Source organism: Streptomyces sp. NPDC034086, from assembly GCF_055575515.1.
Genome location: NZ_JBVISM010000010.1, coordinates 217,575 through 231,980 on the forward strand (window position 1 = coordinate 217,575; position 14,406 = coordinate 231,980).

The 14,406-nt window shown below is 73.9% G+C and carries 10 protein-coding genes; 3 read left to right on the forward strand and 7 right to left on the reverse strand.

Annotated features, from left to right (window positions below):
* Positions 1-68 precede the first annotated feature (68 nt).
* A complete protein-coding gene (locus tag ACZ514_RS22910) occupies positions 69-1,592 on the forward strand; it encodes a glycosyltransferase family 39 protein (protein ID WP_468167843.1) in 1,524 nt (507 codons plus the stop codon).
* Between the two features lie 13 nt (positions 1,593-1,605).
* Here ACZ514_RS22910 and ACZ514_RS22915 read toward each other — a convergent pair whose 3' ends face one another.
* The 5 genes from ACZ514_RS22915 to ACZ514_RS22935 all read right to left on the reverse strand — a co-directional run bounded on the left by ACZ514_RS22915 (position 1,606) and on the right by ACZ514_RS22935 (position 9,393).
* Positions 1,606-3,102 (reverse strand): LCP family protein, encoded by a 1,497-nt coding sequence (locus tag ACZ514_RS22915; RefSeq protein WP_469125522.1) that lies wholly within the window; start codon positions 3,100-3,102, stop codon positions 1,606-1,608.
* Between the two features lie 268 nt (positions 3,103-3,370).
* Positions 3,371-4,882: an LCP family protein gene (locus ACZ514_RS22920; RefSeq protein WP_468699426.1), complete on the reverse strand. Its 1,512-nt coding sequence runs from the start codon at positions 4,880-4,882 to the stop codon at positions 3,371-3,373.
* Positions 4,883-5,238: 356 nt separating this feature from the next.
* Complete coding sequence (locus ACZ514_RS22925; protein ID WP_469125523.1) at positions 5,239-6,978, reverse strand: LCP family protein; 1,740 nt, start codon at positions 6,976-6,978, stop codon at positions 5,239-5,241.
* Between the two features lie 222 nt (positions 6,979-7,200).
* Positions 7,201-8,478: an LCP family glycopolymer transferase gene (locus ACZ514_RS22930; RefSeq protein WP_468699427.1), complete on the reverse strand. Its 1,278-nt coding sequence runs from the start codon at positions 8,476-8,478 to the stop codon at positions 7,201-7,203.
* Positions 8,479-8,643: 165 nt separating this feature from the next.
* Positions 8,644-9,393, reverse strand: coding sequence for a TIGR03089 family protein (locus tag ACZ514_RS22935; protein ID WP_469125524.1), 750 nt, complete (start codon positions 9,391-9,393; stop codon positions 8,644-8,646).
* 140 nt (positions 9,394-9,533) lie between these two features.
* Between ACZ514_RS22935 and ACZ514_RS22940 the strand changes: the two genes are divergently transcribed.
* A complete protein-coding gene (locus ACZ514_RS22940; protein ID WP_468167855.1) occupies positions 9,534-10,952 on the forward strand; it encodes a peptidoglycan recognition protein family protein in 1,419 nt (472 codons plus the stop codon).
* A gap of 174 nt (positions 10,953-11,126) precedes the next feature.
* Positions 11,127-12,131, forward strand: coding sequence for a DNA-3-methyladenine glycosylase family protein (locus tag ACZ514_RS22945; protein WP_468167857.1), 1,005 nt, complete (start codon positions 11,127-11,129; stop codon positions 12,129-12,131).
* On the opposite strand, the gene ACZ514_RS22950 is transcribed toward ACZ514_RS22945, so the two are convergent.
* Both ACZ514_RS22950 and cofD read right to left on the reverse strand, forming a co-directional pair.
* Positions 12,128-13,423: a coenzyme F420-0:L-glutamate ligase gene (locus tag ACZ514_RS22950; RefSeq protein ID WP_469125525.1), complete on the reverse strand. Its 1,296-nt coding sequence runs from the start codon at positions 13,421-13,423 to the stop codon at positions 12,128-12,130. The two genes, ACZ514_RS22945 and ACZ514_RS22950, sit on opposite strands and share 4 nt — an antisense overlap.
* Positions 13,420-14,379: a 2-phospho-L-lactate transferase gene (gene cofD, locus ACZ514_RS22955; RefSeq protein ID WP_469125526.1), complete on the reverse strand. Its 960-nt coding sequence runs from the start codon at positions 14,377-14,379 to the stop codon at positions 13,420-13,422. The genes ACZ514_RS22950 and cofD overlap by 4 nt, the downstream gene beginning before the upstream one ends.
* Between the last annotated feature and the right edge of the window lie 27 nt (positions 14,380-14,406).

The following is a 14,406-nucleotide window of genomic DNA, read 5'->3' on the forward strand; positions in this document are numbered from 1 at the left end:
CGGCCCGGAACGTTCCTTCGCCGACGCCACCCCCCTCAGCCGATCCGATGGATCCGGAAGGTACGAGCATGACCAGCAGCAGTACGGCGACCGAGGCCGCGGCAGGCTCCGGCCGGTCCGTGCCGGACGGGGGCACGAGCGGCCGTGAGGTCCCGCGCGCCGCCCTCCCGGCCCGCTACGACTGGCTGTGGGCCGCCCTGCTGACCCTTGCCGTCGGTGTCTTCGGGAGCGGGCGCGCGCAGCCCTGGAGGGACGAGCTGGCCAGCTGGAACGCCGCCACGCGCGGCACCGGCGAGCTGGTCGACATGCTGGGCCACGTGGACGCCGTCTCGGGCTTCTACTACCTGCTGCTGCACGGCTGGACCTCCGTCTTCGGGGATTCGGTCGAGATGCTCAGGCTGCCGTCGGCGCTGGCCATGGCCGGTGCCGCCGCCTTCGCCGTGCTGACGGCCCGTACGCTCTTCGACCGCCGGACGGCCGTGTTCGCCGGTCTGCTGTTCGCGTTCGTGCCGGCGGTCTCCCGGTACGGCCAGGAGGCGCGGTCGTACGCCTTCGTCGTGCTGGCGGTCAGCGCCGCGACCTGGCTGCTGCTGCGGGCGCTGGAGCGGCCGGCCCCGCGGCGCTGGGCGCCGTACGCCGTCGCGGTGTCGGCGGCCGGGCTGTTCCACGTGGTGTCGCTGCTCTTCCTGCTGCCGCACGCCCTGATCGTGCTGCTGCGCTGGTGGCAGGACCGCCGGGGGCGCACCGTGATCGCGTTCGCGGTGACGGCGGCGGTCGCCCTGGTCCCGGTGGTCCCGCTGGTGCTGCTGGGGCAGCGCCAGGTGGGCCGCCAGATCAGCTGGATCAAGACCCCGCACCTGCGGAGCGTCGCCGACCTCTGGAGCAACCTCTTCGGTTCCCCGATGATCGGCCTCGCCATCGCCGCGGTGGCGCTGCTCCCGCTCGCCTGGAGCCGGGGCCGGCGTCCCGCGGTGGAGCTCCTGCTGACCGGGGCGGCCCCGATCGGGGCCGCCTGGGTGGTCTCGCAGGGCAGCACCTCGTACTTCATGGACCGCTACCTGCTCTTCACCCTGCCCGCCTGGGTGGTGCTGGCGGCCGCCGGGCTGGCCGCGCTGCGGCCGTCGCGGGCCGGCTCGCTCGCCCTGGCCGCGCTGATCCTGCTCGGCCTTCCTGACCAGCGCCAGATGCGGACCGAGTGGGCCAGGGTCGGCCTGGACGGCGAGGCCGCGGCGCGGGTCATCGCCCAGGGCTACCGGCCGGGGGACGGGTTCGTGCCGGTGCGCGGCGCGGACCGCGTGTTCATGATCGACTTCCAGGTGGAGTACTTCCTGCCGCAGCGCGTCCAGCTGAAGGACGTCTTCGCGGAGCGCTCGGCGCTGGCGAGCGACGACCTCTTCCCGCGGGAGTGCGCCCAGCCCGTGCGGTGCCTCGGCTCCACCCAGCGGGTGTGGGTGGTGACCTGGAGCGGCACGAAGAACCCGTACCACAAGCTCCCCGACGACCAGGCCGAGGCCCTGGAGCGCCACTACCGGGTGGCCGAGAGCAAGACGGTGCGCGGCCTGAGCGTCTCCCTGCTGGAACGCGTCCGCTGACCGCGGCGGGACCTCAGGGGCCGCACACCACCTGGTCTCCGGTGACCGCCCGCGCCTCCCCGCCCTGGTAGGGGTCCTCGCCGCGCACCGGCACCACCTTGCGGTAGTCCGAGCCGGCCGTCACCAGCACCGTGCGGCCCTGCCCGGCGACGGCGCGCAGCACGCTGCCCGGCAGTGCCGCCGCCACGGTGCGGGCGGAGCGGTCCCAGCGCGGGTCGTACGCGATCACCGTGCGCCGGACGTCGCGGCTGGCGGCGTTGCCCGGTGCGCGGGTGGTGTCGAAGCCGGTGGCGCGCAGGGCCTCGTCCACCCGGCCGCCGAGCCCGTCGATCCGCGTCCCGTTCTCCACCTGGACCCGGACCTGCTGCGGGGGCACGTCCACCGGCACGGCGGCGGGCCGCTGCTGTCCGCCGACCCGGCCGGGCCGGGCCGGGGCGAGCGGCCGGTCCTGGCGCAGCGACTCGAAGAGCCGGGCGGCCTTCGGCCCGTCCCACTTGACCGTCGAGCCGATGCCCTTGACCGGGTACGAGGGGTTCCCGACCGGTACCGAGGCGAACTCGGACGAGGCGGGCGTGAAGTCCCGCATGGCCTGCCCCAGGGCCAGCAGCTGCTCCGAACCGAAGCCCCGGTCGGCGCGGACCGAACCCAGCAGGGTGGAGCTGAGCTCCTTGAACTTCACCGGGTTCAGCAGCACCCCGCCCCCGGTCGCCTGTTTGATCAGGGCCGCGACGAAGCGCTGCTGGCGCTGCATGCGGCCCAGGTCGGAGGCTCCGTCGACATGGCGGGAGCGCACGTACTGCAGGGCCTGGCCGCCGGTGAGCCGGTGACTGCCGGGCGGCAGTTCCAGACCGGTGTTCCGGTCGCGCAGGGCCTTGGCGGTGCAGATCTCCACTCCGCCCATCGCGTCGACGGTCTTCATGAAGCTGGTGAAGTCGACCTCCAGATAGTGGTCGATCTTGACCCGGGTCATGTTCTCCACGGTGCGCACGGTCAGGTTCGGCCCGCCCTCCGCGTAGGCCGCGTTGAGTTTGACGGGGTGCGGCCGGTGCGGCCTTCCGGTGACGGGGTCGCGGTGCGCGGGCAGCTCGGCGTAGCTGTCCCGGGGCAGGCTGACCACGCTGGCCCGTTCCCGGTCGGCGGACAGGTGCACCAGCATGATGGTGTCCGTGCAGTGGCAGGGCGCGCCGCCGAGCCGGTACGCGCGCTTGTCCTCGGGGCCGATCCCGTCGCGGCCGTCGGTGCCGACGAGCAGGAAGTTCAGTCCGTGCCCGGCCTGCGGGCGGTTCTTCATGTCCTTGAAGGGGTCGACCCGTTCGATCCCGGTGTCCAGGCCCGTCATCACGGCGTGCCCCACGGCCCCCGACCCCAGGACCAGCAGCGACAGCCCGGCCGCGATCCGCACCCCCCACCGGGGACGGCCGTCCCGGTGCCGGCCCCGAGGGCCGCCGCTCCGCGCACGCCGCGGCCGGGAGGGCCTGGCGGCTGGGGTGGGACGGTGCGGCTGGGGCACGGTGGACACCTCCGCGGGGACAGCACGGGGACGGAGCCGGCGGTTCGATCACGGTGCGGACCGGCCGGCACATCGGGCGGATTCGTCAGAACAGTAGGCCCATACGATCAGCCGCTGTCCGTACCGCTCGTCCGCCGCGCAGCCGTTTCCCCCGTACGCGGTAACGCGACACGCTACCCGCCGGGACCGCTCGCGGGTCCGACGCGCGCGAAGGGGTGACCCGGTCCGTACGGGACCGGGTCACCCCTTCACGTCCGGCCGGGCCCGCTCACCAGCGGTACGGCTTGTAGACCTCCATGCAGGCCCCGGTGTCCGAACCGTTGAGGGCGTCGGCCGTGTCCGGCACGGAACCGGGCTCCGGCGGCGCCTGCTGCGGGTAGACGGTGCCGTCGCGCCAGTCTGCGCCCACCACGAGGGTGATCCGGGAGACGTCGGCCGACTGCTGCACGGCGGTGCCCGGGACGCCCATGGCCGCCGCCACGGTCTGCGCCTCGTCGGCCAGGTCGGGGGTCGGGTAGCGGACCACGGTGGTCTTCTCCGGGGTCAGCGCGCTGTCCGCCCGGGCCCCGGTGAAGCCCTTGGAGACGAGGGCCTCCGCCACCACGTTCGCCCGCCGCGGCGCCAGCGGCATCTTCTCGACGGCGGTGCCGTTGACGACGTTGACCTGGATCCTGTCGGGGGCGGTCGCCGGAGCCGTGGACGGCTCCTGGCCCGGCTGCGCGGGCTGCGAGGCACCCGGTGCGGGTGCGGACGCGGAGGGCGAGGCGGAGGGGCTCTGCGGGGCGGTCGGAGCGCCGTTCTTGTCGAAGGGCACGTCCTTGCGGAGCATCGTCCACAGCTTGTCGGCGTCCGTCGGGTTCACGATGAGCCGGTCCTGGTCGGCGGGGTCCTGGAAGGTCGGCATCGTCGTCATCGTGATGCGGTTGGTCGGCACGTCCTTGAGCTGCATGGCCAGGTTGTAGAGCTTCTTGACCGAGCCGATCTCCTCGGAGACCTCCAGGGCCTTGGTGCCCGCCTCGGCCAGGGCCGTGATCCGGCCGACGTCGGTGAAGGCGTTCTGGCCCTTGAGCTCGCGCATCATCGAGTTCATGTACATGTGCTGGGCCTGCGCCCGGCCCAGGTCGCTGCTGAACGCGTGCCGGGTGCGCAGCCACTGGAGGGCCTGCTCGCCCTTGATCCGGGTCGTGCCCTTCTGGAGCTTGAGGCCGGAACCGCCGCCGGAGGTGGCTATCGGCCGGTCCCAGACGTTGTCCTTGACGCAGACCGGGACGCCGCCGACCGCGTCGGCCATCTGCACCACACCGGAGAAGTCGATCATCATCCAGTGGTCGATGTAGACGTTCGTCAGCTTCTCCCACGTGGCCAGCGTGCAGCCGGGGCCGCCGCGGCCGAGCGACTCGTTGATCATCGCCCTGGTCTTCTTGAACTTCTCGCCGCTCTTCGGGTCCGTGCACTCGGGTATGTCGACCCGGGTGTCGCGCGGGATGCTCACCACGGAGGCGTTCTCCCGGTCGGCCGACACGTGCAACAGCATCTGCACGTCCGCGAGCGGGGGGTTCCCCACGGTGTCGCGGCTGCCGCCCAGTTCGACGTTCTCCGGCTTGTTGCGGCTGTCCGAGCCGATCAGCAGGATGTTCAGCGGGCGCTGGCCCTTGGCGTTGGCGTGGGTCTTCTCCACGCCGCTCTCTCCGCTCAGGCGCTGACCGCTGCGGATGTTGCCGTCGAGATGACGGTAGTAGAGGTACCCGGCCGCTGACGTTCCCAGGATCAGGAACGCCATGACGGACGCCACCCAGAACAGCACCCGGCGGCGCCGCCGCCGGACCGGAAGCCCACCCTCCGGAGGCTGGGCCGTGCCCGAGCCCTTCCGGGGCGGCGGAACCGAAGCGGCCGCTCTCCCGTCGCCGTCGGATATGCCGTCCGCGGCCCGGTCGGGCGCCCCCTCCCCCCGCACGCTGCTGTGCTTCACGCGTACCCCCCTCAAGATCACTGCTGGTCGGTGTGGTGCCGGTCCTGCCGGCTACCGCCCGTCATACGCCGGCCGGTCAACGAGATGCCTCGTGCTGGTGCTGGTGCTGGTGCTGGTGCTGGTGGTGCCGTGCCGTAACAGCCGCCCGCCCCCGGGGCGCGGGCCGCTCACTTCGCGCAGACCGCCTTGTCCGCCTCGACCCGCTGGACGCCCTCGGGTGCCTGCTGCGGGGTCTCCTGCGCGCCGAGCGGCGCCCCGGGCTCCTTGAAGTCGGCGCCCAGCGTCAGCTTCATCGGCGTCCGCGGACCCGCGTCCACGGAGCCCACCTTCAGGGCGGCACCGGACAGCCCCATCATGTCCGCCAGGGCCCGGGCCTGATCGGCCTGGTTGGGGGCGAACTCGAGCTGGGTGGCGCCCAGCCGGGCGGAGGCGTTGCCGTGGTTGCTGGCCTTGTGGACACCCTTGCTGTTCTGCAGCCAGGTCAGGGTAGTGGAGGCCGATCCCGGCGGGCCGCCGCCGTTGTACACGTCCACGCGTACGTCCCCGGCCGGCGCGCGGTTGCCCTGGAGCAGCGCGTCCTGCCGGTTCCTGGCGTCGGCGTCGGCCGCTTCCTTCGCCGCCGTCTCCTTCTTCTCGACCTCGGTGAGGGAGACGTCCCCGCGGATCATCCGGAGCAGCGGTTCGGCCTGCGCCGCGTTGAGGACGACCGTCGCCTTGCGGTTCGGCGGCTCGTTCGGGTTGTCGAGGACCGGGAGCGTGGTGAAGGTGATGTTCTTGAGGTTCATGTCCTTCAGCTCGCCGGCGAGGTCGGTGAGCTTGCCGATGGAGCCCAGTCCCTGGTCGACCGTCAGCGACTTGGTGGCCGCCTCCGCCAGCGAGAAGAACTTCTTCGGACTGGTCAGCGTCTCCTTGGACTTCATCTCCCGCATCATCGAACCCAGGAACTGCTGCTGGGTCTTGATCCGGTCCAGGTCGCTCTCGTTGCCGAAGGCGTGCCGCGTCCGTACGAACGCCAGTGCCTGCTCGCCCTGGAGGCGGTGCTCGCCCGCCTTCAGGTCCAGTTTGGAATCGCGGTCGGTGACGTCCTTCTCCACGCAGACCGGTACCCCGCCCACGGCCGTGCTGAGGTTCTTCACGGCGTTGAAGTCGACCATCATGAAGTTGTCGACCTCGATGCCGGTCAGCTGCTTGACCGTGCGCATCGTGCAGCCCGGGTCGCGTCCCTCCTGGCCCAGGCTGTTGTTGAAGCGGGTGCCCTTGGTGCCGGCGATCTCCTTCACCGAGCCGTTCGGCTGCTTCGTCGGGCAGGCCGGGATGTCGGTGATCAGGTCGCGCGGGATGGACAGCGCCGTGGCGTTGGTGCGGTCCTTGGAGACGTGGAAGAGGATCGTGGTGTCGGCGTGGCCGACGCTCTCCGCGTCCCCGTAGCCCTCGTTGCCCTTGCCGCTGCGCTTGTCGGTGCCGATGACCAGGATGTCGATCGGCTGGTCCTTCTTGAAACCGCCGCCCGCGCCGCCGGTGTCGATGACGTTCAGGTTGCCGTTCAGGTGTTCGTAGTAGAGGTACGAGCCCAGCCCGCCTGCGATCAGCAGCAGCGCCAGCGTCCCGCCCGTCGCCACCAGGACCTTGCGGCGCCGGGGCGGGCCCCCGCCCCGGCGGGGGCGGCGTCCGCCGCGCCGTCCGCCCGGCGGGCCCTCACCGCGGCGGGGCTTGGGTACGGCGGGGGAGGGGACGGCCGGCGCGGAGGGGGCGGTGGTGGTCCTGCGCGATCTGCGGGGAGCGGCGACGGTGGGCTGCTGCGCAGCGGAATGGCCCAGTCGCAGTTCGTAGTTGCCAGTGCGGGGATTGAGGACCCACTGGTCTGCGGGGTCGATCTCGTCCGCCCGCCCACGGCTTTGCGCATCCACGGTTGCTCGAATCCTCCGTCGGTGCTTCGCGACGCGCCTCCCCCCAGGCACGCGGTCAACGATCCGGCTGCTGGTGCACGGCCTCTTCACGGCCGGTGCACCGGATCGCTCACCTTATCCGGCCTGGTCAGCCGCAAACCATGCGCGTGACAAAATCCACTCCCCCCATAACGGCCCAAAGCGCCCATCCGGCTCGGCCGGACCCCCGGCTTTTGGATTGCTTTACCGGCAACGCGCCTCCGCCGCCGTGGTTCCCGTGAACGTCGGCACCGGAGCGGGCGGGACGGACCTTCCGCTTTCGCTCGGCCCGGGCCCCTCCGGGGTCGCCGTCCGCCCCGGCGCCGTGGCAGGTCCGGTGCCCTTCGGGGAAGCCTCCAAGGGCCCCGTGCGCGGCTCCGGATGGGGCTCCGGATCCTTCCGCGGAGGGGGCTGCGGAGAGGTGACCGTCAGTGGCCGGTCCATCCGCAGCTGCCGGAACAGCCGGGCCGCGTCGGGCTCCACCAGCTCGTCCCGGTTGGGGTCGGCCGCGTACGGGCGACGCGGCACCGTCAGGAACTTGACCTGCTCGGTCGGTATGTCCCGTACGCCCCGTACGAGTTCGTACAGCCCGCGCAGCGACGCCAGCCCCGGGTCGGTGGTCACCGAGGAGGTGGCCGCGTCCAGCACCGGATACAGCCTCGCCGGGTTCAGCAGCACCCCGTTGCTCTGCACCTTGTCCACGAGCGAACCGAGGAACTGCTGCTGGCGCTCCATCCGTTCGGTGTCGCTGCCGTTCCCCAGCCCGTACCGGGCCCGGACGAAACCGAGCGCCTGCTCGCCACGGAGCAACTGCCGGCCCGCCGGCAGCCTGAGGTGCGCCTCCTCGTCCACCACCGGCCGCTCCAGGCACACCTCCACGCCGCCGACCGCGTCGACCATCTTCTTGAAGCCGCCGAAGTCCACCACCATGTGGTGGTCGATCCGGATCCCGGTCAGCCGTTCGACCGTACGGATCGTGCAGGCGGCACCGCCCCACTGGAACGCCCAGTTGAACTGCGCGAACCGCTCGCCGGTGCGGGAGCCGTCCCCCTTCAGGCAGCTCGGGATCCGCGTCATCAGGTCCCGCGGGATCGAGACGGCCGTGGCGCTGCGGCGGTCCGCCGGCAGGTGCAGCAGGATCGCGGTGTCCGAGCGCTGGGTGCCCTTGTCCCGGCCGTAGCGCGAGTTCACCCGGCCCGAGCGCGAGTCCGAGCCGATCAGCAGGATGTTCCGGACGCCGGTCCCGAACCGCGCCGGGCGCTCGCGCTCGTAGCGGCGCAGCTCGGCCTCGGCGGAGCTGTCCTCGGTGATGTTCCCGTCGAGCTTGGCGTACACCCACCAGCCGGCCGCCGTCCCCGCCATGACCAGCAGCACGAGCCCCAGCCCGATCCAGCGCAGGAGCCGGCGCCGGCGGCCGGCCGGAGGCCTCCCACTGCCTCCGGCCGGTCCCGCGCCGTCCCGTATGCCCGCGCTGTCCGTCACTCGCGTTCCGTCCCCTCACCCCGGGCGACCAGCCGTACGGGTGAGTACGGCCTCCAGCCGATCCTGCCCCCGGGTGGCGCCGCGGGCTCGGGGGCAGGGGCGGGACAAGGGCCATGCGGGTGACAATTCGCGGCGGGACCCCCGCTCGGAGCGGGATGGGGGAGGTCAGACCCGGAGGGTGACCCGCTCGCTCTCGACGCGCTGCTCCAGCGCGTCCCGCGACAGCGCGTCGAGGTTGCGGCACAGCACCACGGAGCCGCCCGTGGCCAGCGGCCCGTACAGACCTGCCGACAGCCCCTCCCAGGTGTCGTAGCCGAGGCCCGACAGCACCCGGGCGCCCTCACCGGCGCCCCGCGCGGCCGCGTCCGCCCGCGCCCGCGCGACCACGTCCGCGTACGAGAGCTCCTCGCCGCCGATCACCAGGCCGGGGCCGTCGGCGTCGACGGGGACGAAGGGCGCGAACCGGTCCCCCTGCCCGGGCACCTCCACGGCGTAGTCCGCGAACCCGGCCGGCGGCTGCGGGAACCGCCCGCCGAGCGGCCGCAGCGCGAGCGCGACCCGCTCCCCGGAGCAGGCACGGGCCTCGTCCAGGGTGCCGGGGCCGCTCACCACCAGGTCGGCGCCGGCGGGATCGCCGCCCACCTCGGCCACCACCCCGACGGAGGCGCAGGCGAGCAGCCACACGGCGCTCTGCCAGTGCGCGGGGAGCAGCAGCGCGAGCCGGTCGCCCGGCCCGGCGCCCAGGTCGCCCTGGAGCAGGTTGGCGGTCTTGGCCACCCAATTGGCGAAGGTGGCGACGGACAATTCGACGCGCTCGCCCGTGGCGTCGTCGTAGAAGGTGACGAGGGGGCGGCCCGGATCGGCGGCGAGCGCGGATCGCAGCAGGTCGGCAGGGGTGCGGTCAGTGGCGTTCACCCGGCCCAGCGTACGCGGGCCCGTCGCCCGGACGGAGGGCCGCGGCTCGCCCGTACGGCGTAGGGCGGCCGTACGGATCGTCGGACGGATCGTCAGTTCTCCGATGGCGCTCCGTGGTGGCTGTGCTCAGCATCGCTTCCATGCGCGGATTCCTTGCTTCCTCCATCGGAGTCGCGACGGCTGCCGCACTGGCCCTGCCGCTCGCGCTGACCACTCCTGCCCTGGCCGAGTCGATCCCGGCGGTCCCCGCCGGCTCCACCCAGTCACTGCCGCTCGTCCCCCTGGCCCCTTCGGGCGCCCGGATCCCCGGCGTGCCCGGCATGAGCACCGCACCGGACCCGGCCGAGACCCGGGGACTGGCGGCGCGCGAAGTCAAGACGTTCTCGCTGGTCGGCGTCGTCTGGGACGACGCGAGCACCCCGCTCGTCGGCCGGGTCCAGGTCCGCACCCGTGCGGTCGGCACGCGGCAGTGGTCGGACTGGCAGGACGTCGAGACCCACAACGGCGAACACGCCGCCGACCCCGACGCGCCCGAACGCGGCACCGGCCGCGTCCGCGGCAGCACCGCCCCGCTGTGGGTGGGGGCCTCCGACGGGGTGGAGGTCCGCGTCCAGGCGGAGAGCGCCGGCACGCGGGCCGCCTCGCGACTGCCGTCGGGCATGCGGATCGAGCTCGTCGACCCCGGGGCGGAACGGCCCGTGGCGGTCCTGGACGGCAAGAACGGCGGCCCGGGCGGTCTGACCCGCCCGGCGCGCCGGCCCGCGGGTGACGACAAGGGCGACGCCGTGGCGCAGCCCGGCATGACCATGGAGACGGCGGAGTCCTCCTCCGTCAACCTCCCGCACGCCCCGCTCGGCGCGCTGGAGATCCCGGAACTGGACAAGGCGGACTCCACGGCCGACGCCGCCTTCGCGAGCGAGGGCGAGTTCCAGGCGGCCGCAGCCGCCCGGCCGTACATCGGACCCCGCCCGAAGATCGTGACGCGGCGCGGCTGGGGCGCGGACGAGTCCCTGCGCGAGACGGGCTTCGTCTACACCAGCACCGTCAAGGCCGCCTTCGTCCACCACACGGCCTCCGGCAACAAGTACGCCTGCAAGGACGCCCCGGCGGTGCTGCGGAGCCTGTACCGCTACCACGTGGTGAGCAGCGGCTGGCGGGACATCGGCTACAACTTCGCCGTCGACCGGTGCGGGACCGTCTACGAGGGCCGGGCGGGCGGAGTCGCCAAGCCGGTGCTCGGCGCCCACACCATGGGGTTCAACACGGACAGCATGGGCATCGCGGTGATCGGGACCTACTCCTCGGCCGCGCCGCCGGCGGCGGCGGTGAACGCGGTGGCGCGGCTCACGGCCTGGAAGCTGGGCCTCTTCGGGGCGGACCCGCGGGCGAAGACCACCCTGAAGTCGGGCGGCGGCAACCGCTACCCGAAGGGCAGGAAGGTGAAGCTGCACGTCATCTCGGGCCACCGGGACGGCTTCGCGACGGAATGCCCGGGCCGCCTCCTCTACAAGCAGCTCCCCCCGACCCGCACGTCCTCGGCGAGGCTCCAGGGACGCTGACGCTGACCCCTGCCCTGGCCGGGCGGTTCCGTCCCGGTCCGCGTCCGGGCGCCCCCGCCCCGCCGGCGTCCGGGCCGGGCCCGCCGGCACGCCGGAGGGGCCCGGGCGCCGGCGGGGCGGGCGAAGGGCGGGCGGGGGACCGGCCCGCGCGGGACGGCGGGCTACGCTCGAGGCATGGCCGGCCGCTTCACCCCCTCCACCCGCACCACCGTCCGCGGCGGCCACACCGCCGTGCCCCCGGCCGGGCCCGGCGCCGGCAGCGCCACCGGAGGCGGGAAGGTCCGCAGCTGGCGGCCCGGGGCGGCGGTGGACCTGGGGCTGGTCCTCGGCCCGCTCCGCCGCGGCCCCGGCGACCCCACCTTCCGCACCACCCCCGACGGCTCCGTCTGGCGCGGCACCCGCACCCCCGAGGGCCCCGCCGCGCTGCGGGTCGCCGCCACCCCCGACGGGGCGGACGCCGAGGCGTGGGGTCCCGGCCGGGACTGGCTGCTCGAGGCGCTGCCCTCGCTGCTCGGCGCCGACGACGACCCCGCCGCCTTCGTCCCCCGGCACCGCCTGGTGCACTCCAGCCACCGTCGCCGTCCCGGCCTGCGCCTGACCCGCACCGGGCTGGTGCTGGAGTCGCTGATCCCGACCGTCCTGGAGCAGAAGGTCACCGCCGACGAGGCGTACCGCGCCTGGCGGCGCCTGGTCCGCCAGTACGGGGAGCCCGCGCCCGGGCCGCTGGGCGGGGAGCTGTACGTGATGCCCGCCGCCCGGGAATGGGCGTTGATCCCCTCCTGGGACTGGCACCGGGCCGGGGTGGACATGAAGCGCTCGGCCACCATCGTCCGCGCCGCCCGGGTGGCTCACCGCCTGGAGGAGGCGGCCTCGATGGAGCCCGGCCCGGCCGCCGCCCGGCTGGAGGCCGTGCCGGGCATCGGCCCCTGGACCTCCGCCGAGACCCTCCAGCGCAGCAACGGCGCGCCGGACGCCGTCACCACCGGCGACCTGCACCTGCCCGGCATCATCGGCTACGCCCTCGCGGACGAGCGGGACGCCGACGACGCCCGGATGCTGGAGCTGCTGGCCCCGTACGAGGGCCAGCGGCACCGCGCGGCCCGGCTGGTGCTCCTGGCGGGCCGCACTCCGCCCCGCCGGGTGCCGCGGATGCCGCGCGGCGACATCGGCCTGCTCTAACGCACCTCGATGAACGCCTCCGCCGGGCGGTCCGGCCGTGCGGCGGCGGGCGCCGCCGGGTGGCCCACCGCGACGGCCCCCATCGGGTCCCAGCCGTCCGGCAGCGCGAGCACCTCGCGCACCACGTCCCGGCAGAACATCGTCGAGGACACCCATGCGGAGCCGAGCCGCTCCCCGGCCAGCGCGACCAGGAAGTTCTGCACGCCGGCGCCCATGGCGACGACGAACATCTCCCGTTCGGCCGCGTCCCGCCGGGCGTGCCCGTAGTCGTGGGCGCCGTCGGTCACCATGCACGGCACGACCAGGTAGGGGACGTCGCGCAGGACGTCCCCGCGCTTGATCCGCCGGGCGATGGACTCCTCGGACCTGCCGTCGCGCCGCAGGTCCGCGATCCACGCGTCCCGCATCGCGTCGAGCAGTTCGAGGCGGGCGGCGGCCGACTCCAGGAGGACGAACCGCCACGGTGTGGTGTGGTGCGGCGCGGGGGCGGTGACCGCCGCCGCCACGGCGCGGCGTACCGCGCCCGGGTCGACGGGTTCGCCGGTGAAGGCGCGTACGGTGCGGCGCTGGGTGACGGCTTCCCGTACGGCTTCCGAGGTGCCCAGGCGGAACATGTCGTCGGCGGGCGCGCGGACCAGGTCGGCCGCCGTGGTGCCCTCGCCGAGCACGTGTCCCAGCCCGCGTACGACGGCCACCGGCAGCCCGGCGGCCTTGCCCTTGACCAGGTCGCCGGCCGCGGCCAGTTCGTCGGCCGTCGCCACGACCGTCGCGCTCAGCGGGTTGCCGTGGGCGTCGGTGCCGCCGCGCAGGTCGTCCAGTACGCGCACTCCGGCGGAGCCGATGGCGACGTCGGTCAGTCCGGAGCGCCAGGGCCGGCCGAAGGTGTCGGTGACGATGACGCCCACGTCGACGCGGAGCGCGGCCCGCAGGCCGGCGCGGATCGCGGCGGCCGAGGCGTCGGGGTCCTCGGGCAGCAGCAGTACGGTGCCCGGCGCGGTGTTGGAGGCGTCGACACCGGCGGCGGCCATGACGAGGCCCTGCCGGTTCTCCACTATCCGCAGCGGGCCCCTGCGCGCGACGACCCGTACGGTCTCGGCGTCGATGGCCTCCTCGCGGGAGTCGGCGCGGACGGTCCGCCCCTCGGCCTTGGAGACGATCTTCGAGGTGACCAGCAGGACGTCCCCGTCGCGCAGGTCCGGTCCCGCGGCCGCGATGAGGCGGGCCAGGTCGTCGCCGGGCCGGACCTCGGGGATGCCGGGGAGGGCCCGCACCGTGTAGGAGGGGACGGTCACCGGGCGGCCCGCGCGAGGTCCAGCGCGGCGTGGGCCATGGCGGCGGTCGCGGCGGTGTCGGTCATCATCAGCGGGACGGCCCGGCAGGCGATGCCCGCGGCCTCGACCTCGGCGACGGCGCCGGCGTCGGAGGTGTCGACGAGCCAGCCGTCGAGGAGTCCGGAGCCGTAGTGGCGGGCGACGGCGGCGGCGGTGGATTCGACGCCGACCGCGGCGAGGACCTTGTCGGCCATGCCCCGTACGGGTGCTCCGCCGACGATGGGGGAGAGGCCGACGACGGGTGCCGGGGAGGCGGCGAGCGCTTCGCGGATGCCGGGGACGGCGAGGATGGTGCCGATGGAGACGACGGGGTTGGAGGGCGGGAAGAGGATGACGTCGGCGGCGGCGATGGCGTCGAGCACGCCGGGGGCGGGCTCGGCCCGGTCGGCGCCGACGGGGACGACGGCCTCGGCGTCGGGGGAGGCGCGCAGCTTGACCCAGTACTCCTGGAAGTGGATGACGCGGCGTTCGCCGGTTTCCGGGTCGGTGATCGCGACGTGGGTCTCGACGCGGTCGTCGGACATGGGCAGCAGCCGGACGCCCGGCTGCCAGCGGTCGCAGAGGGCTTCGGTGACGGCGCTGAGCGGGTAGCCGGCGCCGATCATCTGCGTGCGGACGATGTGGGTGGCGAAGTCGCGGTCGCCGAGGCCGAACCAGGAGGGTCCGACCCCGTACGCCGCGAGTTCTTCCTTGACGGTGAAGGACTCGTCGGCGCGGCCCCAGCCCTGGTCCTCGTTGATGCCACCGCCGAGGGTGTACATCACCGTGTCCAGATCGGGGCACACCTTGAGCCCGAACAGGTGAATGTCGTCGCCGGTGTTGCCGATGACGGTGATGTCCGCGTCGGGGACGGCGGACTTCAGTCCGCGGAGGAAACGGGCGCCGCCGATGCCGCCGGCCAGAACAACAATGCGCATGCGGCCAGTCTGTCAGCCGGCCGCGGG